Source organism: Nocardia sp. XZ_19_385, assembly GCF_015355755.1.
GTDB lineage: Bacteria > Actinomycetota > Actinomycetes > Mycobacteriales > Mycobacteriaceae > Nocardia.
Window position 1 is genome coordinate 12195 of the sequence record NZ_JACVEE010000009.1, and the last position, 24991, is coordinate 37185.

21 protein-coding genes and 1 riboswitch are annotated in these 24991 nt (G+C 66.4%); of the genes, 6 read left to right on the top strand and 15 right to left on the bottom strand.

Going from position 1 to position 24991, the window contains the following annotated elements; all coding sequences use genetic code 11:
* Nucleotides 1–10: 10 nt before the first annotated feature.
* A complete protein-coding gene (locus IBX22_RS36665) occupies nt 11–1189 on the top strand; it encodes a winged helix DNA-binding domain-containing protein (protein WP_194820445.1) in 1179 nt (392 codons plus the stop codon).
* Between the two features lies 1 nt (nt 1190).
* On the opposite strand, the gene IBX22_RS36670 is transcribed toward IBX22_RS36665, so the two are convergent.
* The 6 genes from IBX22_RS36670 to nadA all read right to left on the bottom strand — a co-directional run bounded on the left by IBX22_RS36670 (nt 1191) and on the right by nadA (nt 7730).
* Entirely contained in the window at nt 1191–1640 is a 450-nt protein-coding gene (locus IBX22_RS36670; RefSeq protein WP_194820446.1) for a hypothetical protein, read from the bottom strand.
* A gap of 56 nt (nt 1641–1696) precedes the next feature.
* Nucleotides 1697–2209, bottom strand: a complete 513-nt coding sequence (locus tag IBX22_RS36675; protein WP_194820447.1) for a hypothetical protein — start codon at nt 2207–2209, stop codon at nt 1697–1699.
* 388 nt (nt 2210–2597) lie between these two features.
* On the bottom strand, nt 2598–3725 hold the full coding sequence (locus tag IBX22_RS36680) for a hypothetical protein (RefSeq protein ID WP_194820448.1): 1128 nt from the start codon (nt 3723–3725) through the stop codon (nt 2598–2600).
* 273 nt (nt 3726–3998) lie between these two features.
* Entirely contained in the window at nt 3999–4859 is an 861-nt protein-coding gene (gene nadC / locus IBX22_RS36685; RefSeq protein ID WP_194820449.1) for a carboxylating nicotinate-nucleotide diphosphorylase, read from the bottom strand.
* Between the two features lie 58 nt (nt 4860–4917).
* Nucleotides 4918–6558 (bottom strand): L-aspartate oxidase, encoded by a 1641-nt coding sequence (locus IBX22_RS36690; protein ID WP_194820450.1) that lies wholly within the window; start codon nt 6556–6558, stop codon nt 4918–4920.
* A 128-nt stretch (nt 6559–6686) separates the two neighbouring features.
* Nucleotides 6687–7730 (bottom strand): quinolinate synthase NadA, encoded by a 1044-nt coding sequence (gene nadA / locus IBX22_RS36695; protein WP_194820451.1) that lies wholly within the window; start codon nt 7728–7730, stop codon nt 6687–6689.
* Between the two features lie 76 nt (nt 7731–7806).
* On the opposite strand from nadA, the gene IBX22_RS36700 reads away from it, so the two are divergent.
* Nucleotides 7807–8553: an NUDIX domain-containing protein gene (locus IBX22_RS36700; protein WP_194820452.1), complete on the top strand. Its 747-nt coding sequence runs from the start codon at nt 7807–7809 to the stop codon at nt 8551–8553.
* An 83-nt stretch (nt 8554–8636) separates the two neighbouring features.
* Here IBX22_RS36700 and IBX22_RS36705 read toward each other — a convergent pair whose 3' ends face one another.
* From IBX22_RS36705 to bioB, 8 genes are all read right to left on the bottom strand, one after another.
* Entirely contained in the window at nt 8637–12575 is a 3939-nt protein-coding gene (locus IBX22_RS36705; RefSeq protein ID WP_194820453.1) for an AAA family ATPase, read from the bottom strand.
* Between the two features lie 45 nt (nt 12576–12620).
* A complete protein-coding gene (locus IBX22_RS38455) occupies nt 12621–16595 on the bottom strand; it encodes a WD40 repeat domain-containing protein (protein ID WP_194820454.1) in 3975 nt (1324 codons plus the stop codon).
* 36 nt (nt 16596–16631) lie between these two features.
* Nucleotides 16632–16847: a hypothetical protein gene (locus tag IBX22_RS36715; protein ID WP_194820455.1), complete on the bottom strand. Its 216-nt coding sequence runs from the start codon at nt 16845–16847 to the stop codon at nt 16632–16634.
* 166 nt (nt 16848–17013) lie between these two features.
* A complete protein-coding gene (locus IBX22_RS36720) occupies nt 17014–17178 on the bottom strand; it encodes a hypothetical protein (protein WP_194820456.1) in 165 nt (54 codons plus the stop codon).
* A gap of 99 nt (nt 17179–17277) precedes the next feature.
* Nucleotides 17278–17811 carry a DUF1353 domain-containing protein gene (locus IBX22_RS36725; protein WP_194820457.1) on the bottom strand — a complete coding sequence of 178 codons (534 nt, stop codon included), beginning with the start codon at nt 17809–17811 and terminating at the stop codon, nt 17278–17280.
* 93 nt (nt 17812–17904) lie between these two features.
* Complete coding sequence (locus tag IBX22_RS36730; RefSeq protein ID WP_309234946.1) at nt 17905–18648, bottom strand: DUF2567 domain-containing protein; 744 nt, start codon at nt 18646–18648, stop codon at nt 17905–17907.
* Nucleotides 18648–18857: a hypothetical protein gene (locus IBX22_RS36735; protein ID WP_194820473.1), complete on the bottom strand. Its 210-nt coding sequence runs from the start codon at nt 18855–18857 to the stop codon at nt 18648–18650. Before IBX22_RS36735 ends, IBX22_RS36730 begins: the two co-directional genes overlap by 1 nt.
* Nucleotides 18858–18914: 57 nt before the next feature.
* Complete coding sequence (gene bioB, locus IBX22_RS36740; RefSeq protein WP_228540208.1) at nt 18915–19967, bottom strand: biotin synthase BioB; 1053 nt, start codon at nt 19965–19967, stop codon at nt 18915–18917.
* 110 nt (nt 19968–20077) lie between these two features.
* Here bioB and IBX22_RS36745 point away from each other — a divergent pair, with 110 nt between their 5' ends.
* Together IBX22_RS36745 and IBX22_RS36750 are read left to right on the top strand one after the other, a co-directional pair.
* A complete protein-coding gene (locus tag IBX22_RS36745; RefSeq protein ID WP_194820459.1) occupies nt 20078–20662 on the top strand; it encodes a TetR/AcrR family transcriptional regulator C-terminal domain-containing protein in 585 nt (194 codons plus the stop codon).
* Nucleotides 20663–20786: 124 nt separating this feature from the next.
* Nucleotides 20787–21431, top strand: coding sequence for a hypothetical protein (locus tag IBX22_RS36750; RefSeq protein ID WP_194820460.1), 645 nt, complete (start codon nt 20787–20789; stop codon nt 21429–21431).
* 6 nt (nt 21432–21437) lie between these two features.
* Here IBX22_RS36750 and IBX22_RS36755 read toward each other — a convergent pair whose 3' ends face one another.
* Nucleotides 21438–22604 carry an alpha/beta fold hydrolase gene (locus IBX22_RS36755; protein WP_194820461.1) on the bottom strand — a complete coding sequence of 389 codons (1167 nt, stop codon included), beginning with the start codon at nt 22602–22604 and terminating at the stop codon, nt 21438–21440.
* 131 nt (nt 22605–22735) lie between these two features.
* Nucleotides 22736–22869: riboswitch (cobalamin riboswitch) on the top strand.
* Between the two features lie 255 nt (nt 22870–23124).
* Between IBX22_RS36755 and IBX22_RS36760 the strand changes: the two genes are divergently transcribed.
* The gene (locus tag IBX22_RS36760; RefSeq protein ID WP_194820462.1) at nt 23125–24156 is read left to right on the top strand and encodes an iron ABC transporter permease; all 1032 of its coding nucleotides are present in this window, start codon (nt 23125–23127) and stop codon (nt 24154–24156) included.
* Nucleotides 24153–24977 (top strand): ABC transporter ATP-binding protein, encoded by an 825-nt coding sequence (locus IBX22_RS36765; protein WP_194820463.1) that lies wholly within the window; start codon nt 24153–24155, stop codon nt 24975–24977. Before IBX22_RS36760 ends, IBX22_RS36765 begins: the two co-directional genes overlap by 4 nt.
* Nucleotides 24978–24991: the final 14 nt, after the last annotated feature.

Here is a 24991-nt window from a genome sequence, read left to right on the forward strand (position 1 = left end):
CCTTTCGCCTATGCGTTCGATAGATGCCGCGCAGCGGCGGGCCCGGCTCGGTGTGCGGCATCGGCTGGCCTACGAGCACCGGGTTGCCGACGCGGCCGAGATCGCCCGTTCGATGGTCGTGCTGCACGCCACCGATCCGGCGACGGTGTATCTGTCCGTCGGCGCGCGTGGCCTGGACCTCGTCCCCGCGGATGTAGAGAAAGCGCTCTACGACGACCGCACCCTGCTCCGCATGCTCGCCATGCGGCGCACCATGTTCATCGCCCCGACGGAACTGGTTCCGGCACTGCAGAGTTCGTGCGCCGACGCGCTCGCCGAGAAGCAGCGCCGCACCTACGGCAGATACCTCGAACAAGCCGGTGTCATCGACGGTGACGTCGCCACCTGGCTCGCCGACGTCGAAGCGGAAACCCATCAGACGCTGCTGACCCTCGGCGCCGCCACCGGCGCGCAACTCAGCAAAGCCGTGCCGCGCCTGCGCACGCAGGTGAATCCGACGCCGGAGAAGTCGTATTCGAAGCCCACCAACATCACCACGTGGGTGCTGGTCACGCTCGGCGCGGAAGGCCGGATCGTCCGCGGGCGGCCCAACGGCGGCTGGACCAGCAGCCAGTACACCTGGGCGCCGATCGAATCCTGGCTTCCCGCAGGGGTACTCGACGTTCCCGTCGATGTCGCTCGCGCCGACCTCGTCCGGAAGTGGCTGTACGCCTTCGGGCCCGCACCCGTTGCCGACATCAAGTGGTGGACCGGCTGGACGCTGGGCGATGTCCGGAAAACCTTGGCCCAGTTGGACATCGTCGAAGTCGACCTCGACGGCGCCACCGGCGTCCTGCTGGCCGACGATCTCGAACCTGTTCCCACCCCCGAACCCTGGGCCGCCTTCCTCCCCGCCCTGGACCCGACACCCATGGGCTGGCAGTCCCGCGAGTGGTATCTCGGCCCGCACGCGCCCGCGCTGTTCGATCGCAACGGCAATATCGGCCCCACGATCTGGCTCGACGGCCGCATCGTCGGCGGCTGGGCTCAGCGCAAGGACGGCGAAATCGCCTGGCGCCTATTGGAAGACGTCGGCGCCGACGCGCTCGCGCTGATCAAGGCCGAAGCCGCGCGCTCGGCTACCTGGTTCGGCGAGGTTCGCGCCATCCCCCGGTTCCGTACGCCGTTGGAGCGCGAACTCACCGCCTGAACTACGTGGTGAACAGCTGGATGTGGACGTAGCGGTTCTCCTGGTCGCGCTCGTCGACGATGACGATTCGGTAGACCGATTTGCCATCGGAGCCACGGTATTTGTCTTCGGCGCGCAGGATCGAAGGCGACGTATCCAGCGGCGGGCCCGCAATGGTGGTTTCGGCAACCCGGAACACCTTGGCCAAGGGTGACGAGAAGTTCGATGCCTGCAGCAGCCGGTCTACGCCCTCTTTGCCTGTCGACAGTGCGATTCGGTAGAGCGTGTCGGCACCGCTTTCGGTTCGAGCGTCGAGGACCGAGGCGCCGTCCGGGATCACTACTCCGCCGAATTCGGATGCTTTCCTGGTGATTTCGGCAGCGCTGCCCGGCTGGGCCGACCCGGCGCGCGGCTCGCGTTCGCTACTTGCGCCGCCGCACCCGGTCACCATCGCGACTACGGCTGCGGCCACGGAACCGATCGATAGGCAGACCAGTATGGCCCGCGCGATTCGAGGAGTTCTGTTTCTCATCTGGTCGGATCCGTCCTCTCGCCGTCGCGACTGTCGTCCGGTCCGGGTAGGTTCACCGACCCGCTCGCCGGTATCTTGCCCTCGTACCGGCGAACATCGCTGGTTCCCTCGATGTCGTACTCGCGTGCCAGCCCTGCCGTATGCAGTTCACCCATGTCCTTGTCGTGGACAGTGACGCCGGCGATTTCGACGCTCTTTCCTTCATCCCAGTTGTAGCGGTCGTAGAGATGCACCTTATATTCTACGACCACGGTGGGCTCGGCTCCCTCCGCGGGTTCCCGGGTGAGCACCGAACCACTCGACGCCAGCTGGATGCCGCCCATCGCGAAAAACCAATCACCGCTCAACTCTTTGGTGATATAGAAGCCACTCCAGCCGGTCTGGTAAGTAGTCGCACGATCGTAATCCTCGGCTGCCACCTGCGCTGCGGCAATTCTTCTGATCTCGTTTTCGGCTATCAGGTTGGCCGCGTCATTGGCCTTCGGTACGTCGTGCAATACCGAATCCACATTGACTCTCAGGGTGTCCCCGCTGTTACCGAGGTAGTGCTCCAGGTGCGCGGATGCGTGCGTATACCCGATGACGTCGGCGGCCGAGGCTACCGCCGCCGCTACTTCAGCGAATCCGACGTCATCGAGTTTGCTGTACCAGGGCTGTGAGTTCCACTTGCCCGCGCCCTCGTCGGGTTCCGGCGACGCGGGTGCTCCAGGCATCGGAGTCGGCTCGGGCGGCGGCTGCGGGGACGGTCCGGGTTGGGGATTCGGAGTCGGGATCGAACTCGAATCGCCCCCCCGTTCCGGGGGTGGTTGGGGTGCGGGATTCGGAGTCGGACTGGGCTCTGCCATGAATTTCTACTCGTTCGTGTTCGATGAATCTACAAACAGATAGCCGGCTATGTCAGACGGAGAGCGTGGGGGCCTCCGAAACTGCTTTGTGCTGCCACCAGACGTGGCCACCGAACCCGTATTGCATCAAATGTGAACCGGCGTCGACGCGCTCCGGAACTTCGAAATCCGCCATGGCGAACTTGGGCGCCGCCCGGTCGGGGGAATATTCCAATGCGGACGAGACCCGGCCGAGCATGGCGGTCATATTGTTGTGCCTGGTCTTGACGGAGTCCTTCAGCGCATCGACGGCCGCGACGATCTGGGACCGGTTCGACTCTTGCATGGGCTTGTCGATCAACAGCGCCCAAACTCCCAGTGGCAGGGTGAATCCGACAAAGGTCATCGGCTTGGTCAGCGCGCTGCTCAGCTCTATTGCCTGGTTGTACACCATGCGCTCGAGACACGCGCCGGCGTTCTGGACGATCTTCGACACCCCGTCCATGTCCCAGCTACGTCCGGCGATCGATTCCCCCAAGGGGGCCGCGTTATCGCCGAATGTCTGCGAGCCCAGCCTTTTCCAGCTCGTTTGCAGCCAGTTGGTGCCGCCGGCGATATTCTCCGACGCCGTATAGTCGTTGACGCCCAGCAGGCCGATCCGCTCACCGACGGTCTGCAGCGCCTCCCAGTCACCCACCAGCGGTTCGAGGTATTCCTTGGCGGGCCGCAGGCCGATCTTCTGACCCAGCGGCTCGTCGTAGGGCCCGATCAATTGGATACCGGCGGTGACCACGTTGCGGACGGTGGCCGGGGCGTCCTCCACTTCCTGCAAGTAGGGCAGATTCAACCCGCTGAATCGCGTGGGGCCCCCTTCGTCAGCCGGCTGCCCCGCTCCGATGCCGACCGCCGACACAATCCCATTGGTCGAGACGTTCTCGGCGCCCTTGTATTCACGTTTCGCGGTGACAAGGTGCGTACCCAGCCTGTCGACCGTGCCCAGATCGCTCTTGTACGCGGCCGCCATCGCGGTATGAAACGTCTTGAACGCCGGGGCCAGCGTCGACATGAGCTCGGCCGATTGGCTGGGCAGCGCCACACCTGGCAGCAGCCGCGCGGCGTTGGACGTAAAACTGGTCGAGAGGTCCTGCAGATCCAGATTGAACCCAGCGAGGTTGGGCTGGCCTACTTCGAGTTCATCCACGACGCCTCCCGAGGATGCGTCGAAACTTCGTATGACTTAGCAGCATCGGTCTGAAGCCTTCCCTGCCGTGCGGGGAGGCCCTGAACCTTCGAAATAGCGAAAGTTCAAGTTGCACAAACGATTTCTGCGATCCCCGCCCTGTACGGGTCAGATGATAGTGGATCCACACAGCACCGCCAAGCCCCCTGCACAAGGGGCTGGCGGAAACCTTAGCAATCCTCTAAGTCGTTCGGGCGCAGTCGTTGTCGGCTTCGCGGGCTGGGAGTTGCCGGTCTACATGTCCAGGCCGAGGTCCAGGACGCGCACGGAGTGGGTGAGGGCCCCGACGGCGAGGTAGTCGACGCCGGTGCGGGCGTAGTCGGTGGCGGCGTCGAGGGTGAGGCCGCCGGAGGATTCGAGTTTCGTCGACGGGGATTCGGCGTTGCGGCGTTGCACCGCGGCTTGGGTTTGCCAGAGCGGGAAGTTGTCCAAGAGGACGAGGTCGACGTTTTCCGCCAGAACGGCGTCGAGTTGTTCGAGGCTGTCCACTTCGACTTCGCAGGCGATATCCGGGGCCAGCTCGCGGACCGCGCGCAGGGCGGCGGTGACCGAACCGGCGGCGACGACGTGGTTGTCCTTGATGAGGGCTTCGTCGCCGAGGCCCATGCGGTGGTTGACGCCGCCGCCGGTACGGACCGCGTATTTCTGCAGAGCGCGCAGGCCGGGGAGGGTTTTGCGGCTGTCTCGGATCTTGCAGCCGGTGCCTTCGACCGCGTCGACCCAGGCCGAGGTGGCGGTGGCGATGCCGGACAGGTGGCAGACCAGGTTCAGCATGGTGCGTTCGGCGGTGAGCAGGCCGCGGGTGGGGGCGATCAGGCCGAGGACGGTCTGGCCGGGCTGGATGCGGGCGCCGTCGGGGACGCGATCGGTGATCTCGTAGTTGCCGGCGCCGATCACCTCGTCGAGGACCAGCAGACCGACGTCGAGTCCGGCGACGGTGCCCGGCTGACGGGTCACCACGGCGGCTTTGACGACGGCGTCGGCGGGGACGGTGGCCATGGTGGTCACGTCGGGGCCGTAGCGCAGGTCTTCGTCGAGGGCGGTGCGGATCAGGGCGAGGACTTCGTCGCGGTTCAGGGCGGGATCGAGAGCCATCAGCTCACTCCTTCTCGGCTGTGCGGCGGGTTCGGTTGCGCCGGTGCGGATCTCGTGGTCACGGGCGGGTCAGGGCCAGGCCGGCCGGGACGATCGGGGCCTCGAGGTCGGGGTGGCCGTCCGGGTCCAGGCTGATCGGGATGCTGTGGCGCAGCGCCTCGACCGCTTCGGGATAGTCGGATCTGGTGTGGCAGCCGCGGCTTTCGGTGCGGGCCGCGGCGGCGAGTAGCAGCACCCGGGCGGTGAGGGTGAGGGCGCCGTCTTCGAGTTCGCTGATGCGCTGGGCCGCAACGTCTTTCGGATCAGCGTCGGCGGACCGCTTGTCCCCGTTGGTCAATCGGCTCGACATATTGCGCAGCACCGCACGTTCCAGGCGCTTGGTCGCTTCGGCCAATCCATCCCGATCGCGGACAACGGCAGCGTTGGCGGTCATCACCTGCTGTAGTGCGGCGCGATCGACGCGCGGCATGGTGTACGAATGGATCTCCGCGACACCGCGTTTCACCTCGAGCCGCTCGGTGGCGGCGAATCCGACGCGCTCGCCGACGACCAGACCTTCCAGAAGACTGTTCGACGCCAACCGGTTCGCACCGTGCAGGCCGGTGCGCGCCACCTCACCCGCGGCGTAGAGCCCGGGAACCCCGGTGCGGCCGTGGGTGTCGGTGACGATGCCGCCGCACTGGTAATGCGCAGCCGGCGCCACCGGGATCAGCTGGGCCCGCGGATCGATGCCCGCGGCCAGGCAGGACGCGGTGATCGTCGGAAAGCGTTGCGCGAAACCGTCGATGGCGCGACCGTCGAGGAAGACGTGGTCGGTGCCCAGGGCGCGCATCCGTGCGGAAATGGCGCGCGACACCACATCTCGTGGCGCCAGGTCGCCGCGCGGATGCACTCCGGCGGTGACCGAATGACCTTCGGAATCAACCAGAGTCGCGCCCTCGCCGCGCACCGCCTCGCTGATCAGCGGTCGGCGGCCCAGCCCGCCCGGGGTGTACAGCACGGTCGGATGGAACTGCACGAACTCCAGATCGGCGACCGCGGCACCGGCCCGCAGCGCGAGCGCGATGCCGTCGGCAGTGGCTCCGGGCGGGTTGGTACTGAGCGCGTACAACTGGCCGAGACCGCCGGTGGCGAGCAGCACCGCCGGGGCGTGCACGACGCCGAATCCCTGCTCCGACACCGCGAGTACCCCGCGCACGCCGGTCGGGCCGGTCACAATTTCACACGCCGCGGCACCGAAGATGACCGGCAGCCCGGCCGCGTTCAACGCCCGCTGCACCTCCGCGCCGGTGGCGTCACCGCCCGCGTGGATGATGCGGCGGGTGCTGTGGCCGCCCTCGCGGGTGCGCGAAATCTGGCCGTCCCGGCCGAGATCGAAGACCGCGCCGAGATCGGTCAGGGCGGCGACCGCCTCCTGTCCACCTTCGACGATGGACAATGTGGCGTCCACGTCGACCAGGCCGGCGCCGGCCTCCACCGTGTCCCGCACATGCGATTCGACCGAATCCTCTTGCGGTGCAACCACGGCGATGCCGCCCTGCGCGTACTGGGTGGCAGTGTCGGTGGGCCCGCCCTTGCTGAGAATGAGCACCTTCAGGCCGCGCAGCGAGGCCGTGCGCGCCGCGGTCAGGCCGGCGACGCCGCCGCCGATCACCACCAGGTCGGCTTCGGCTTCCCAGCCGATGGATACCGAAGTCATATTTCCGCACCTTCTCGTGCTCGCGCCGACGAAACGGGGGTCAGCGAATCCCCTTGGCGCACCGGAACGCAGTGCGCCCTACGCGTCACGATCGGTGACGCGCCGGTGCCGACGCACCGGCGCGATCATCACTCGCCGCCGCCGGGGTTACCGATCTCGATCATGCGCTGCACCGAATTGCGGCCCAGTGCGGCCATTTCCGGATCGACGTGCACCTCGTCGGCGCCCTCGACCAGGCAGCGCAGCAGCGCCGCCGGGGTGATCATCTTCATGTAGGGGCAGGAGGCGCGGTCGTTGACGGCCTGGAAGTCGATGCCCGGTGCGGCTTTCCGCAGCTGGTGCAGCATGCCGATCTCGGTCGCGACCAGCACCTGGCTCGACTTGGACTGCTTGGCCGCGTCGATCATGCCGCCGGTGGACAGGATGTGCACCCGATCGGCCGGGAACGAACCCTCCCCCGCCAGGTAGAGCGCCGAAGTGGCGCAACCACATTCGGGGTGTACGAACAGCTCGGCGTCGGGGTGGGTGCGCGCCTGCTCGGTGAGCTCCGCACCGTTGATGCCCGCGTGCACGTGGCACTCACCGGCCCAGATCTGCATGTTCTCGCGGCCGGTGACGCGTTTGACGTGCGCGCCCAGGAACTGGTCCGGCAGGAACAGCACCTCCCGATCGGGATCGATCGAGGCGACCACGTCGACCGCGTTGGACGAGGTGCAGCAGATATCGGTGAGGGCCTTCACCTCGGCCGTGGTGTTCACGTAGGACACCACCACCGCGTTCGGGAACTCGGCCTTCCAGGCGCGCAGATCCTCGGCGGTGATGGAGTCGGCCAGCGAACAGCCCGCGCGCTGATCCGGAATCAGCACGGTCTTGGCGGGGCTGAGGATCTTCGCTGTCTCGGCCATGAAGTGCACGCCACAGAACACGATGGTGTCCTCCGGCGCTTCGGCCGCGATGCGGGACAGCGCCAGCGAGTCACCCACGTGATCGGCAACGTCCTGGATCTCGGGCAGCTGGTAGTTGTGCGCCAGGATCGTGGCGTTGCGCTCGCGTGCGAGGCGCTTCACCTCCCGCGCCCACTCCGGCGTCCCTTCGACGCCGGTGTATCCCGACGGCCCGTCGAACACCTGCCCCATCAGCGGAGGCGCCGTAAACGCACCCATGCTCGCCATGATGGCTCCCTTCGTCGCGCGCTCGGCCTCCTCGCCGATTCGCACCAAACCAGGTTTTCGACTTATAATCGAAAACGTGGCCCATAGTAGCACCATCCACGAAACGCTGACCGCGGTGTTCCAGGTTCGCCCGGTCGCCGCGAGCATTCCCGCAGGTCCAGGCGTTGACGCCAGCGCGCGACGGTGTGCACCCGACCAAAAGCACGAGCTTTCGGTCCTACTTTGGGAGCGCGCGCTCGATCCCCAGAAGGGCACCTGGTCGCTCCCCGGCGGCCGCCTGCGCGACGACGAGGACCTCGACGCCTCCGCCGCCCGGCAATTGGCCGAAAAGGTCGATGTGCGCGAACTGGCCCACTTGGAGCAGGTGTGGGTGTTCAGCGACCCGCACCGGGTGCCCGGGGCCCGCCGCATCGCCTCGGCCTACCTCGGACTGGTTCCCTTGACCGCCGACCCACAGCTCCCTTCGGACACCGCCTGGCACCCGGTGTCCGCCCTGCCCGCGATGTCCTTCGACCACGGCACCGTCGTCGAGCACGCGCGCACCAGGTTGGCCAGGAAACTGTCCTACACGAATATCGCCTTCGCCCTGGCCCCGGACCGATTCACCATGTCGACCTTGCGCGAAATCTATTGCGCCGCCCTGGGTTACGACGTCGACACCACCAACCTGCAACGAGTCCTGTCCCGCCGCAAGGTAATCACCCCCACCGGCGCCACCGCCCCGCCAGGCCGCGCAGGCGGCCGCCCCGCCGCCCTATACCGCTACACCGACTCCGAAATCCGCGTCACCGACGAATTCGCCGCCCTCCGCCCACCCAGCTGACTTCAAGATCATCAGGACCTCACGGCGGACGCCACTCGTCCGATGCCGCCGACAGGTCCTGGTGATCTTGAAAAGTGTTCGGGTTAGCGGCATGGCGGGCTGTAGGGCAACTCCGGCACACGTTCGCGCCACTGCTGGTCGGTGATGGGAGTGGTGGCGGCACAGATGCGGTCCGATACCTGTTGGGTGTTCAGGTTCCACCAGCGGATGCCCTGCAGGCCGGTCAGGAGGAAGTTGCCGCTCGGGTGAAATGCCAGCTTCCACTCGGCCTTCGGGACCGAGGTGGCCAAGGGGTAGTTGATGGGTTGGGGGTTGTGGGGGTCGGTGAAGGTCCAGAGGCGCAGCTCGGAGTCCAGGCCGGTGGAGGCGAGGAGTTTTCCGTCGGGGCTGAACGCAAGCGATGTCACCAGTGCCGCATGGCCGGCCAGGGGTGATCCGATTTCGACGGGAGAACGCTCCTCGGTGATGTCCCAGACTCTGATCGTCTGCTCGTCGGCGGTGCTGACGAGCACAGTTCCCGTTGAATTCACGGCGAGACGGATGCGCGAACCGGAGTGGCCGACATGGATCCTGGCAACCTGTTGCGGCCGAGACGGATCCGCAATCGTCCATAGAGCTACATACCCGCCGGCTTCGGGTATCGCGACGAGATTTCGGCCGGGAACCTGCTCGATGTAGCTGACCGGAAATGACGTCAGATCGCTTTCCTGGGGAATCTCCACCGGCTCGCCGGTCGCTCGGGGATGCGCTCGATCGGAGAGGTCCCACACCCGCAGCCTCGGGATCATGTATCGGTCTCGGCGGATGGTCTCGAGGATCGTCAACTGCTGTGAATCGGAGCTGAATACCGCGCTCTGGAAATCGAAGTATTCGCCAGGCAGGTTTGCCAGCAGTTGCGGGACCGCAGGATCGGATATGTCGAAGAGCCTTGCGCCGGTATCACTTTCGAGGAGCAGCACGGTCCGGCCATCGGGACTGATATTCGGCCTACCGAAGCTGTTCTCGACGCGCAGTCGGCCCAGCAAGCTGGCGTTACTCGGGTCTGCGACGCTCCATACCTCGGTCACACCGTAGGTATCCAGCACCATCCGGTTCCCGGCCGCATCGAATCCGAAGCCGCCCGACCACTGCTGGTCGTCCATTCCGTCCGGCAGTTGCCACACCCTGACCAAACCGTCGTTTCCACCGGTGAACAAGCGGCCACCCGCACCGAAGCCAATCGAATTCGCGAATTCGGCGGCCGTCCAGGACGAAATCAGCACCTGCTGCTTCGGTTCCGAGATCGAGAGCAATGACAGCTTGGCGGAGCGCCCGGACCCGGACCCGATAGCGAGCAAATCGCTGTCCGGACTGAAGGCAACGGTTACGTAGGCCTGGGTCACCACCTCGAATGAACCTGTAGGTATCGGGTTCCCGATCCGGCGCGGCATCGCCGTATCCGACACGTCCCAGAGCTGGATCGAGAGACCGTTCGTACCCGCGACGGCAAGGATCCGGCCGTTCGGGCTGAGAACGGCTCCACCGGAATCCTCCTGGACCCTGCCCAAGTTTCGCGCCGCGCCCGGTTTGGAAATATCCCAGAGTTCTGTCTCCCGATCGCGATTGATGGTGGCTGCGAGTGACCTGCTCAGGGATAGCGACAATGAACCATTCGCATCATTGTCGCCCGAAAGCACCACCTCCTGCGGCTTCGGGTGGGCGGGGTCGTCCAAGGCCCACATCGTCAAGGAAGCCCGGAACTTCGAAGTTACCAATGTCCGGCTGTCAGAACTGAATTCGACTGTGCCCCCGGGAAGCAACGGCTCGCCGAACAGAGTAGGGCGGGCGGGGTCGCTGACATCCCACAGCCGCACGCCACCGAACCAACGGGCCGCCGCGAGAAACCTGCCATCCGCGCTGAGGGCAAGGGAGTCGATATCATCGGTTTCCCCACTAGCCATCTGCCCGAGGACCTTCGGATGGGCCGGGTCGGCGGTGTCCCAGAGCCGGATCATCTTGTCGTGTCCCGAGGTAGCGAATACGCGCCTATCGGATCGGAACGCGGTCGCGGTCACCGACCCGGAGTGCCCAGAGAATGACTTCGCCAATGGCCGCGACTGCGTGTCCAATATTCGAGCACGCACTTCCTGGTCGTCGGGCCGCAAACGGTGCGCGGCCAGCACCAATTGTGCCGACAGCGCCGGATCCCGCTCTCGCAATTGGTCGGCTTGCGCCACTATGGCGGCGAATATGGCATTGTCGCGCTGAACCTTCGCCGTACCGCTCTGCACGAATGCCACACCCGCCAGCACCAGTGCGACAACGGCGAGCGCGGCGAGGGTGACCTTTGTCGCGGCGGTCCGCCGCACGGCCTTCTTCCGCTCGGCCTGCGCAGCGGTGAGGAATTCTGTGGCAATGGCACCGACCGCGTCCTTGCCGACGTGCTCTTCGACCGCGCTCAACCGTGTGCCCCGGTACAGCAACGCCGGATCCCGATCCGCCGCAACCCAATCCGCCGCATCGTTGTGTAGTCGCTGCCGTTCGAGATAGCCGACGCGATCTTCGTCGATCCATGCCCGCAACCGCGGCCAGGCATCCAGCACGATTTCGTGGGTCAGGTATGCGGCGTCGGAATCCAGCGTGACCAGCCGTGTGCTGGCCAGCGCATCGAGCGCGGCATCGGCGGCTTCGACTGTGCGGCTCAGCAATTCGGCACGGGTCACCTTACGGCGGGTGTCGCGGGCGTCTTCCCCGACCGTGACCAACCCGAGCAGCACCTGCTTCCCGACCGCCTGCTGGAATTCGGTGAGCTCATTCCAAGCCTTCTCGGCGGTAGCTGCCACCGATCCCACCACCCCACCGGCGGCGCGATATCCGTCGATCGTCAGCCGGGCACCTTCGCGGCGCTGCCACACCGCCTCCATAACGTGCGAGACGAGCGGCAGCGCACCAGGGTCGTAGCCTTGGCGATCCTCGCCGCCACCGAGCCCGCACAGCTCGGTGATGATGAGCTCCTCGAGGCCCGATTCCAGTTTGTAGCCGGCTGTTTCGGCAGGTCTGGTGATGGCCTCGGCCAGCTCGTCCAAGCGCATCGGACCGAGCAGATAGCTGCGGTGCTTGAGGGCGTCCTCCAGAACCGGGACATCCAGGCAACGTGCGTAGAAGTCGGCTCGGACAGCGAGAACCACGGCAGTCGGCTCGTTTTCGCCGCGGATGGCGAGGTGTTCCAGCGCCGCGAGGAATTCCTTGCGGCGGCGCTCGTCCTTGCACAACGTGAACAGTTCCTCGAACTGGTCGACGAGCAGCAAGCGGCGTCCGCCCGCACCCCACGCAGCCAGTGCGTCGGCCAGTGAAGTCTCCGGATCCACTTCCGAATCAGACTGCGCCGCAACAGCGACCAAGAGCGAGCTGACCGGATCCGGGCCCGGCGTCATGGCCACGACAGACCACTGGTCCGCCGGAACCGCGAGGACCGGGATCAATCCCGCCGCCAGCAGCGACGACTTCCCGGCTCCCGAGGCTCCGACCAGCATTATCATGCCGCCTTCGCCGCCGGAACCAATTGTGGCCCTGACCCTTTCGGCTAGTTCAGCGGTGACCCTGCCACGCCCGAAGAACACCTCGGCATCGGCGGGCCGATACGAGGCCAATCCGAGATACGGGCACACCGCACTCGCGGCGTCGGCATCGGGATCCCACTCGTTCGACGCGGTCCACAGCCGCTGCCACTCCTGCACCGACAACAGCGCGGGCGACACCTGCCCGCTCGACTTGCGCGCCTCGTCGATCAACGTAAGCACCACCGGCAGAAAGGTTTCGAACTTCGCAGGCGTATTCCGCCCCGCCTTCCAGTCGCTGATCCGCTGGATCGACACTCCGCCCTTCTGCCCGGCCGCGCGGGTTGCTCGCATCCGTGCCTCGGCAGCAGCCGCAACCCGGCGCAGGGTCGGATTGCCTGCCGCATCGAACAAGGCGGCGAATTGTTGCGCGAACACCGCGCGTGGTGACGGCTGGAGCCGACCACCGGTGGAACTCGAATCCATCTGCACTCCCCTACTTTCGAATTCCAGGCAAGGTTGTCGGTTGCTCTATGCGCACGGCGGGTTGTACGGCAACTCCGGAACATGTTTGCGCCATTGCTCTTCGGTGATCGGCGTGGTGGCGGCACAGATCCGGTCGACTGCGGCACGCGCATCGAGGTTCCACCAGCGAAGCCCGCCGGCTGTGCCGGCTGTGATCAGGAATCGTCCCGCGGGGTGGAAGTCGAGGAAGCGTTCGCCGTCCGGTACGACACTGGCGAGCGGGTACTCGACCGGAACCGGGTGTTGCTCGTCGGAGAGGTCCACCCAGCGGACCTGTGATTCCAGGTCCGCCGATGCCAACAGGTCACCACGAGGGTTGAAGGCCATCGCCTGAACTCGTGCGTCGCGCTCACTCATCGGCTCGCCGATCGCGACAGGATTGTGCGGCTCCGCGATATTCCAGATCCGAACCAATTTGTCTTCGGCAGCGCTGGCGAGGTACTTCCCACTGGCGCTCAGAGCGATCCGCACCGAGGAGTCCGGAGGCCCGACGCGCACGCGGCCGAGCTCCTTCAGTCGACCAGGTTCGGCGACATCCCAGAGCGTCACGAACTCACTGGTTCCCGCGACGGCCAGCACGCGGCCGTCAGCGCTGAGTTTCATGTCGAAGTTTCCTGGCACATGGAGTGGGTCGCCGACTTGTCGCGGTTGCCGCGGATCGGCGAGGTCCCAGACCTGAATCCGGCCGACCAGATCGCCGGACCCGGGTGGGTTGTCGATCGTGATGAGAAAACGTGAATCCGACAGGAATACGGCACTGTCCGAGCTGTAGGGCGTGCGGGGCAGATCGGCCAAAGCCTGGGGCGCTGAGGGGCTCGCAATGTCGAACAGGGTGCCAAGCCTTTCCGTACCCTCGACGTAGGCGAAGCGGCCATCCGGGCTTATCACCACCGAGGGGTGCCTGACAGCCGCCTGCAGAGCCCCAATCCTCGAGAGTTTCGTCGGGTCAGCTGCATTCAAAATTTCGACCCGGCCCGAGGGCGTGGCGACCAGCATCCGGTCTCCCTTGGAATCCAGCGAAATTCCGCTGACTCCCTCGGTGAGATACGGCGGCAAGGCGAGCGACCACGTTCGGATCCTGCCGCTCTGCCCGCCCGAGAGCAGAATTCCTTCGGGGCCGAACGCTATCGCTTTGATGCCACCGAGGTCCGCGACGACCCTTTCGACCAGCATCGCCGGCTGGTCGGGCCGGACCAGCGACACCACACTGATCCTTCCGTCGACTGAGCCGATGGCCAGGAGGTTGCCATCCCAGCTGAACGAATGCGAGGCACCAGTCAGCGTTTCACCTGTGGGCACTGGCATTCCGAGCGGCCTCACCCCTGCCACATCGGATATTTCCCACAGCTGCACTGCTCGGCTTGATCCGCCGAAAGTCACCAGCTGGTGGGTCCCAGGCCTGAAGAAGGCGCCCGAAGAGTCTTTGCTCTCGGTTCGACCGACCAGTCGCACCGCTTTGGGGTTGGCTACATTCCATACCGCCACCGCTCCGTCGGCTTCCAATGTCGTCGCATACCGCAGGTCGGCGCTGAGCGAGGTGACGAAGGATATGGCCGAGGGGAAATACAGCGCTGTCGGCTGGGGTGCCTCCGGATTCGATAGATTCCAGAAGGTAATCGCCGCAAATTTCGTGCCGTCGGCACCCAGGGTTGCCAAGGTTTGCCCATCTGGACTGAAGCCGAGGACTTGGCCCGACGCAGCGGCAAATGGGGTACCGATCGGCGTCGGCTCAGTAACATCGCTGACATTCCAGCGACGAATCATGCCGTCGGAAAGGGCGCCGGACACCAGCGTCTGCCCGTCGGGGCTGAAAGCCAGCGAAACCGTGCTCCCTTCGGCACCGGGTAGCGGGTCGCCCAAGGGCACCGGGTGATTCACGTCGGAGGTGTCCCACAGACGGATCGCCCGGTCCGCCCCAATGGAAGCCAAGACCCGGCCACCCGGGCGAAAGGCCAATTCCCACACCCATCCGATATGACCCGGCACTGAGTTAGCCATCGGCAATGTCTGTGAGTCCAGAAGTCGCGTCCGTACTTCACGGTCTCCCGGGCGCAGCCGATTTGCCACGGCGATCAGCTGGGCCGATAGCGTCGGGTCGACGCCCCGTACCCGATCGGCCTCAGCCAGCACCGCAGCGAAAATCGCATTGTCACGCTGTTCTTTGACAGTGCCGTTCTGCACGAACGCGACTCCTGCCAGCGCCAGTGCCGCGACCACCAAGAACGTCAGCGCGGACCGCAAGGCCAGCGAACGGTGCTCCGACCTGCGCCGGGCTGCCCGCGAAGCCGCGAGGAACTCCTCGGCCACCACACCCACCGAGCCCTTATCGGAGTGTTCCCGCATCGTCGTGAGTCGAGCCCCGCGATAAAGCAGCGAGGGATCCCGCCCGTTCGCGATCCACTCCGACGCATCCGCTTGCAGCCGTTGCCTTTCCAGATATCCGACGCGATCCTCATCAATCCACGAGCGCAGCCGAGGCCAGGCGTCCAGCACGATCTCGTGGGTCAGATAGGCGAATTCGGCATCGAGGGTGATCAGCCGGGTACGCGCAAGAACTTCGAGAGCGGCTCCGGCAGCTTCGACGGTTTGGCGAACCAATTCCGCCCGGGCCACCCTGCGACGCGTGTCGCGGGAGTCGTCGCCGACCGCGACGAGGCCGAGGAGGACCTGTTTGCCCACTGCCTGTTGGAATTCGGAGAGTTCACTCCAGGCCTTTTCAGCGGTGGCGGCAACGGATCCGAGGACACCACCGGACTGCTCATAACCGTTGATGGTCAGGCGCATTCCATCGCGGCGCTGCCAGACGGCTTCCATCACGTGGGAGACCAACGGCAACGCGCCGGGGTCGTAGGCGCGGCGGTCGCCGCGGCCGCCCAGCCCGCAGAGTTCGCTGATAACGAGTTCTTCGAGACCGGATTCGAGCTTGTAGCCTGCCAATTCGGCTGGGCGGGTGATGGCTTCGGCCAGTTCGTCCAGGCGCATCGGGCCGAGGAGGTAGCTGCGGTGTTTGAGGGCGTCCTCGAGGACCGGGATGTCTACGCAGCGAGCGTAGAAGTCGGCGCGCACGGCGACTACTACCGCGGTGGGCTCGCGTTCGCCGCGGATAGCGAGATGTTCGAGGGCCGAGAGGAATACCTCGCGCTGGTCGTCGTCGTGGCAGAGGGTGAACAGTTCTTCGAATTGGTCGATGATCAGCAGGCGCTGGCGACCGGAGCCCCATTCCGCCAGCGGCCCGGTGATGGATCCAGCAGTTGGAGTCGGCTCTTCAGCGGACGCCTGGGCCGCGTGGAGTTCACCCGCTCCAGCGGATCTGACCGTGTCGTCGTCTTCGGCAGAGACCGCCGCCAGCAGGGACCGCACCGGATCCACTCCCGGCGTCAGCGCCGCGATGGCCCAATCCTGCTCGGGTTGCGCCAATTCCGGGATTACCCCGGCTTCGAGCAGAGACGACTTCCCCGCACCCGATGCTCCCACCAGCACCACGACCCCGCCCTGCCCGTCGGGACCGACTGTGCTGCGCACCAATTCGACGAACTCGGTGGTCGGTCTGGTGCGCCCGAAGAAGAGTTCGGCGTCCTGGCGGCGGTAGGCGGTCAGGCCGAGATAGGGGCATTCGGTTGCCGCCGAGGCCGGGTCCCATTCGATGGCGGCGGTCCACAGCCGTTGCCACTCCTGGACCGACAGCAGGGCGGGTGGCACCTGCTCGCTGGACTTGCGGGCCTCGTCGATCAGCGTAAGAACCACCGGCAGAAAGGTTTCGAACTTCGCGGGCACATTGCGACCGGCTTTCCAGTCGCTGATCCGCTGGATCGAGACCCCGCCCTTCTGCCCTGCCGCGCGGGCCGATCGCATCCGCGCGTCCGCCGCGGCGGCAATCCGGCGCAAGGTCGGATTGCCTGCCGCGTCGAACAATTCGGCGAACCGCTGCGCGAAAACGGTGCGCGGCGATGGACGTAGCCGCCCGGTTGAGCTCGAATCCACTTGCCCTCCCCTACTTCTCGGATTCCCCAGTCAGCATTATGGATGGCACGGCACGCCGGCCGGGCGCAGCGGCTCGGTCAGCGCCGGTTCCTCGATTTCGACGGGCTTCGGGAGACACGGCGGTAGGACGAACTCGGTGGTCGTGGATACCTGGTGCACCACAACCGGTCCCGGTTCTTCGGCTAGGAGTGGGGTGGCGAGCAAGCCGCCGACGGCGAACGTGACGGCGGCGAGAGACAGCTTTACGAACATGAGGAAATTCCCTGTGAGTCGCTGGAGTTCGAGACGATCGAACGACTTCGACGCTACGAAGAGCACGAGGTTCCACGCGCGCCCAGAGGTCGGATTCGATCTGGTATGCGCAGGTCAGCGGCTTGGACAGGAGTTCCGGACCGGACGTCCGGACGACAAGGACGAGTCAGTCGTCGTTGCGATCGCGGTGCTTGCGATTACGGCGATACTGCCGATTACTCGGAATCGGCTGGGCCGCATTGGAACGCCGCACCTCGTGCCGCATCTTCCACGCGGTCAGGTCCGGGCGCTCGGCCTGCTGTGCCGTGCCTGTGCCAGTTGCGCTGTTCATTCGCTTCATGACCGGACCTCCCCTCACGCGTGTCGGCTGCTACAGCCACGGTAGCCGGGGAGGTATTCCGCGCTCCACCGAATTTCCGGCGGACAGACTTCAAGCCGTCTTCATCTGCGGCTTCGGTGGAGGGGCCGCAGTGCGACGGCTCAGCCGCGCGACGGCCCAGAACACCAACTCCACCAGCCAGAAGATCCATAGAAACACCGTCACCACGATGACGGGTACGGCCAGGAACACCACGGCGGGTGTCGCGACCACGAAGAACCGGCCGAGGTCGCCGGGTGTCGCGCCCTCCAACCGGTTCGCCAAACGCACTGCGGCCCACATCATCCAGCGGCGCGGCACGGAGACACCGAGCTCGCGCATGGCCCGCCGGAAGATCCCGTCGGCGTCGGCCGTACTCACCACGTTGGAGTGCAGCAGATAGTCGTGCAGGATGGCGGCGCGGGTGTAGGCCCCGTAGCGCGGAATCAGCCACACCAATGCGCGTGGTACGGAAGCGAAGTCGGTGCGGAAGCCGGCGGGCACCGTGAATTCCTGGCTCTCGCCCTGGTAGACCACCGGTTCGGTGAGCTTCCAGAATTTGGCGTCGAGTTCCTCGACGACCGGACCGCTACCGATGAACGCCACGACTCGTTCCTCCTTGAACGCACAGCGTGTAACCCAATTTTAGGGTGTTCTGGTACGCCTGTGCCGCCGTCGGAGCAACGGTTCGGCCAACAGTCAGCGTGCGGGCCGTGACTCTGGCACCGAATCGGTGCCGCCGCGGTAGGTGGTGGTGCCGTTGGGGTATTCGACGGTCCCGTCGGCGTAGGTCACCGAGCCGTCGGGGCCGTGGGAAACCGGCTCGTCCGGGTAGTGCGTCGGGGGCCAATCGCCGCCGGGCGGGAAGTCCAGCACCGGACGCTGGGTGCCGAACGGGCCGGAGAAACCGGTGCCCAGATCCTCCGAGGCGCTGAACGCGGCCAGGAACATCAGCAGCAGCGAGGCGACCAGCGGCTGCACTACCAGCGCGAGCGAACTACCGACCTCGGGCGCCAGCGCGATGATCTTGCCGACCGCCGGATCCTCGGGCCGCGGAAACCGCACCTCCGCGATGGTCTCGCCGAACCACTTCATCGCGTATGCGCCGATCAGCGATCCGATCAGCAGCCCGCCCTGCATGATCGGGCCGCGCACCGCACGCCACCGCCAAGCGGCCGCGGCGGACAGCACACCCGCCACGAAACCGAAGCAGGCGAAAATCGCGAGCGCGTCGAATTGGTGCGTACTTTCGCCGGTCAGCGGCGCGCCGCGGCCGGGCTGGGTGACCAGCAGATGCTCGGCGGGCGCGAGGAAACCCCATGCGACACCGCCGAGGATGCTCAGCACCACCACCGCGGCGCCGATCAGCAGCCCCGCGCGCACCTCACGCCGGACGCCGAAAGCGACCGGCCCGTACACCACACCGCTGCCCGCGGCCGGCACTAGCGGCGTTCCAGACTCGTCGAGTCGAGCACACCGTGCCGGGAGCATTTGGCCCACCAGCCATCCGGGCTCACCTGCACGATCATGCGACGCCCGCAGTGCTCGCAGAAACGCGGCGGCTCCAGCCCGAGTGCGGCGGCGGCCGGAACCGCGTCGTCGAGCCCGGGCACGATCCGCTTCCCGGTGAACGGGTTGTAGCGCTCGTCCATGTTTTGAGGGACCACAGCCATGACATTACCCATCATGTTCGGCAAGGAGCCCCTGGCTCACAGAGTTTCGTTGAGCGCCTTGATCGGCATCTTCAGCTCGCCGAGCAGATCCAGGTCCGCTTCGGCGGGGCGGCCGAGGGTGGTCAGATAGTTGCCGACGATGACGGCGTTGATGCCGCCGAGGATGCCCTGCTTGGCGCCGAGATCACCGAGGGTGATCTCGCGGCCGCCGGCGAAGCGCAGCATGGTGCGCGGCAGCGCCAGCCGGAACGCGGCGACGGCACGCAGCGCGTCGGAGGCGGGCAGCACCTCGAGGTCGCCGAAGGGGGTGCCCGGGCGCGGGTTGAGGAAGTTCAGCGGCACCTCGTCAGGCTCGAGTTCGGCCAGCTGCACGGCGAATTCAGCGCGCTGCTCCAGGCTTTCGCCCATGCCGAGGATGCCGCCCGAGCACACCTCCATGCCGGCTTCGCGCACCATCCGCAGGGTGTCCCAGCGCTCCTCGTAGGAGTGCGTGGTGACGACCTTCGGGAAGTGCGACTTGGCGGTTTCGAGGTTGTGGTTGTAGCGGTGCACGCCCATGGCGGCGAGCTGGTCGACCTGTTCCTGGGTGAGCATGCCCAGCGAGCAGGCGACCTGGATGTCGACCTCGTTGCGAATGGCTTCGACACCGGCGGCGACCTGGGCCATCAGCCGCTCGTCGGGTCCGCGCACGGCGGCGACGATGCAGAACTCGGTGGCGCCGGACTTGGCGGTCTGCTTGGCGGCTTCGACCAGGCTCGGGATGTCGAGCCAGGCGGCGCGCACCGGCGACTGGAACAGGCCCGACTGCGAGCAGAAGTGGCAGTCCTCGGGGCAGCCGCCGGTCTTGAGCGAGATGATGCCCTCGACCTCGACCTCGGGGCCGCACCACTTCATCCGCACCTCGTGCGCCAGGGCGAGCAAGTCTTCGAGCTGGTCGTCGCCGAGGCGGAGCACCTCGAGGGTCTGCTCCTGGGTCAGGGCGACGCCACGCTCGAGCACCTGCTCGCGGGCGATCGACAGAATCCCCGGGGTGGCAGCCGACGGAGTCGGCGGGGTGGGTGAATCAGTTTGTACGGGTGCCTGAGTCATTGCACGAAGTCCCTTCGTCCGGCTCTGCACGAGGTCTCCGTGCAACTTGAACGGTGTTCAGGCTAGGGTAGGTTCGAGAGTGAGTCAAAACACGTGCGGAGGGAATTGGCGTGCAACTGCATCGGGCGGACGTGGTCGACGGGGCGATCGCCATCCTGGACCAATACGGCCTGGCCGACCTCACCATGCGACGGCTGGCGGGCTCGCTGCAGGTGCAGCCGGGCGCGCTGTACTGGCACTTTCCCAACAAGCAGGCGCTTTTGGGCGCGGTCGCCGACAAGATCCTCGCGCCCATGGACGATCCGATCACCGCGACCGAATGGTCGGACCAGATCAGCGAATTGGCGCACCGCCTGCGCGACTGCCTGCTCGCCTACCGCGACGGCGCGGAACTGGTCTCGGCCACCTACGCCTCCCGCCTGACCACCAGCAAGGGCCGGGAACGCTTCGTCAGCGCCACGATTCGCGCGGGCATGCCCCGCGACGAAGCCGAACTCACGGCCTTCACGCTGCTGTACTACGTGCTCGGCCACACCGTCGACGAGCAATCGCGCATGCAGATGGATTCAGTGGGCGCGCTGCCCGACGGCGCCTCCCCCATCGACGAGAACGCCGATCCGACAGCACGTTTCGACTTCGGCCTGCAACTGTTCGTGGCCGGCGTGCGGCATCTGCTGGGCACCCGCGTCCGCTGACCCATATCAAACGACTGTAAAACCTGTTGCGGCCCAGTAACTCCAGTGTGCTAGGCATGGTTGAATCGCGGTGGCTCCAGGGCCGTCGTCTGTTGTCAGCATGGATAGGACTTGCAGGACTCGCATGAGCGCACCACAACCACCTAATCCCTACAACCAGCCCGGCGGATGGCAGCCTCAGCAGCCCTATGGCGCACCGCAGCAACCTTACGGCGGTCAGCAGCCCTACGGCGCCCCGCAACCATACGGACCTGCGGGGCAACAGTATCCGCAGTACGGTCAGCCGCCGCCGGGCCAGCCGCCCTACGGTCAGCAGTTCCCGCAGCCACCTCGCAATGGCGGAAACAAGACGCTGCCACTACTTCTCGGCGGCGGCGCGCTCATCCTCATCCTCATCGTCGTGGGCGCGTTCGTCCTGTTCTCGGGCGAAGACGGCGGCATCGGCGGCTCGTCCAAGAGCCCGCGTGAGGTGGCCGAGGCCTGGGTGAACGGCACCGGCGACAAGAAGAACCTGGTCTGCAAGTCGGATCTGGCGAAGCTCGACAGCGTGAAGACCACCGGCACCGTCCCCACCAATGTGCCCAAGGTCGACGCGAAGAGCACCTTGAAGAGCGTCGATGTCGCCAGCGGCGCCAGCAGCGGCACCTTCACCACCGAGATCAGCGTGAAGGTCGCCGGCAAGACCACCGCCCAGACCTTCACCTACAAGCTGGTGCAGGAAAGCGGTGACTGGAAGGTGTGCGGCCTGACCGAGGCGCTGCTCAAATAGCCCGGGTCAGCGAGGCGCGGCCGAACTCTGCGCCTCGCGCACCTGCTGCTGATAGCGCTGCACGAACGGCAGCACCTGGTCGGTGATCACCTGGTTGTATTCGCGCGGCCGTTGAATCGGATTGGCGTGCCCGGTGTTTCGCGGGTACGCCACCAGCAGGCTGCCGTCGACGCCGCCGGCCAGTTCGATCAATACCTGGTGCGAATATTCGACGTCGACGACCCGATCGCGCTGGGCGTCGCGGGGACGCAGGAAGACGATGGCCGGGCGGGATCTGCCTTCGACCGGACGGGCCAGGGCGTGCAGGTCGCTGGTGGTGCCCCCCGCGACGATCGCCAGGAACTGGGATTCGATCAGGCCGTTGCTGGCAGCGTCGTCGGAGAAGATCTTCTCGTGCAGGACCCGTTCGATCACGTCACGGAGTTCGGGCATCCGGATCCCAGGGGCTCCGTGCAAGCCGCGATCGACGAATTCTCCTCGACGCGAGTACATTTCGACGATCAATCGCAGCGTCCGGCTCTCCCGCGCGCCGGGCAGCCAGCCCATCCAGCGCACCATGTCCTCGCCGCGACCGCGGCTCTCCTCCCGGACCGCGTTCAAATCCATCGGTGTGCAATCCAGCAGCACGCCGACCAGGCGGCGGTCGCTGCCGGTGTGGATGTGCCGGGCCACCTCCAGCGCGATCACCCCGCCCATGCTGTGGCCCACCAGCACCACGTTCTTCAGTCCCGACATGAGGGCCGCGCGGACGATCAGATCCGCGATCACCTTGGTGTCGATACCGCGGTTGTCGTATTTGATCGCCCACACCACGCCGAGCCGGCTCAGCGACGGCAGCGCGGCGGCGGTGTTGCTCGCGTTCAGATTGCCGAGCCCGACCAGGTCGACTACGACGGTGTCCCAGTTCTGTTGTTCGCCAGGGGTGGCGACGGGCAGGATCGCCGGTTCGGTCCGGGCGAGCCGGGCCCGCTCCGGTGCGATGTCGTAGGTCCAGTACTGGGCGAACGCGACCAGCACCGCGACGAGCACAGCCGCGACCCGGACCAGCGTCACCCGGGTGCGGCGCAACGTCGTCCAGTCGTGGCCGAGGCGGGTTTCCCGCCAGCGGGCCCGGCGTCGCGCGTCGTCGTAGGCGGTGACGGTGGACGGGTGCCGATCGTCCAACAGCGACATCACTCCACTGTGTCGGGGAAATGGATGGTCTGCCAACGGACTTACCGATGTCAACGGGGATAAACCTGAGCATTGCGAACGACTTCGGCGCAAGCCCGGTCAGAGAGCTGAAGACACCGGTGCGGGCCGCGTATCGGACGGCCCGGTATGGTTCACCCGTCATTCCCGGCGGGTGCGGGAATCCGGTGAGAATCCGGAACGGTCGCGCCACTGTGATTCGCCCTAGCAGGCGAGAGTCAGACCTCCCTCGCCGGGGCGAACTCTGGAAAGGCCGCGACTTGCCTATGGAGCTGCCGATCCTCCGCGTGCGGAGATCGATCGCCCGAGCCCGACTCGAGGCGCCGCCAACCGGCGCCACAACCGACCCGGCCCCGGGGCGAATTAGCTGTGACCACATTGGATCTGCGCCCGCGAACCGTTCGCGGATCGTCCGCGCAGGGGGAACCGCCTGTCTGGCAGCTCGTCGTCGAGGGCACCACACCGTCGTCGGGACCCGGTTCCATCCGGGGAAGCACGGCTGATGGTTCGCATTCGAACCGCGGTGGCCTTGCCGGTCCTCGCGGCACTCCTGTTGTGCGCGATGGTCGTCGCCACGGGCTTCGGCGCCGAGACGCTTCCGGTCTCCGCAGTGGTAGACGTGCTGAAGCACCGCATCTTCGGCGGCACGGTTGACGACCTCAGCCTCGACACCATCGTCTGGCAGCTCCGAGTGCCACGCACGGTGCTCGCCGCGGTTGTCGGCGCGGGCTTGGCGTTGGCCGGGGCGGCAATGCAGACGCTGGTCCGCAACCCACTGGCCGATCCGTACCTGCTCGGAGTGTCCTCCGGCGCGGGTGTCGGCGCGGCCGCCGTCATCACCTCCGGGCTATTCGCCGGCGCCGGAATCTGGGCGCTGTCCGCCGGCGCACTGGTCGGCGCATTCGCCGCGGCAGCAATGGTATTCGTCATCGCGATCGCGCAGGGCGGGCTGACTCCGCTGCGCCTGGTGCTCACCGGCACCGTCCTCGCCTCGGCGTTCGCGGCGTTCAGCAGCTACCTGGTCTTCCGCAGCAAGGATCCCGCGGCCGCCCAGTCGGTCCTGTTCTGGCTGCTCGGCAGCCTCGCCGGCGCGGACTGGACCAAACTCGGCCTGCCCATCGCCGTCGTCGCGCTCAGCGGATTGGCGCTCTACGTGGCCAGCGGCTGGCTCGACGCGCTGACCTTCGGCGCCGACACCGCCGCCTCTATCGGGGTCCCGGTCAAGCAACTGCGGATCGCCCTGTTCGTTCTGCTCGCGATCCTGGTGGGTGTGCTCGTGGCGGTCTCGGGTGGCATCGGATTCGTCGGCCTGGTCATCCCGCACGCCGCACGCCTCATCGTGGGCCCCCGGCACCGCAACCTGCTGCCCGCGAGCGCGCTGTGCGGGGCGCTGTTTCTGGTCGTTGCCGACGCCGCGACCCGCGCGCTGGGCCGCCCCACCGAGATCCCGGTCGGTGTCCTGACCGGTCTCATCGGCGCTCCGGCGTTCCTGCTCCTGCTGGGGCGTCGCCGCTACAGCTTCGGGGAATCATGAATCGCGCCACCGGTTTCCGCGCGTTGCCGAAGCCAAAGACGGCCGGAGTCGGCGTGGCCGCGAAGGCATTGGCGTGCGCCGCGGGGAAGCGGCGCGTTGTCGCCGACGCCACGTTCGACATCGAGCCCGGAGAAGTGGTCGGCATCGTCGGCCCGAACGGCAGCGGTAAGTCGACTCTGCTGCGGGTACTCGCGGGAGTGAAGCGGCCTGTGCACGGGCAGGTCCTCGTGGACGGTGCCGCGCTGCATGACCTTTCACCACGCCGCCGCGCGAAGACAGTGGCCATGGTCGCTCAGGACGAGCGTCCGCCCGCGGATCTGCGAGCCGGGGAAGTCGTCGCCCTGGGACGTACTCCCTACCTGCCGCCGTGGGGTGCCGGGTCACCGCGCGAGCAACAGGCCATCGAGGAAGCTTTGGCCGCAGTCGATTTGGCGGGATTCGCCGACCGGCCGGTGCACCATCTGTCCGGTGGCGAACGGCAGCGGGTGCTGCTGGCCCGCGCACTGGTGCAGGACACCCCGATACTCCTGCTCGACGAGCCGACCAACCATCTCGATATCACCCACCAGCTCGAATTGCTCGCGCTGACAAGGACTCTGAACCGCACCGTGGTCATGGCCCTGCACGAGTTGTCACTGGCCGACCGCTACTGCGACCGAATCCTGGTGCTGCACAACGGCACCGCACACCCGCTCGAAAAGCCGGAGACCGCGCTGCGACCCGAAGTCCTCGAGACCGTATTCGGCGTGCACGCCGTCCGCGTGCGGCACCCGGGCACCGGCGAATCACATCTGCTGATCACTCCCACCGCGTCCGTATGACGCGCTCGCGAAAG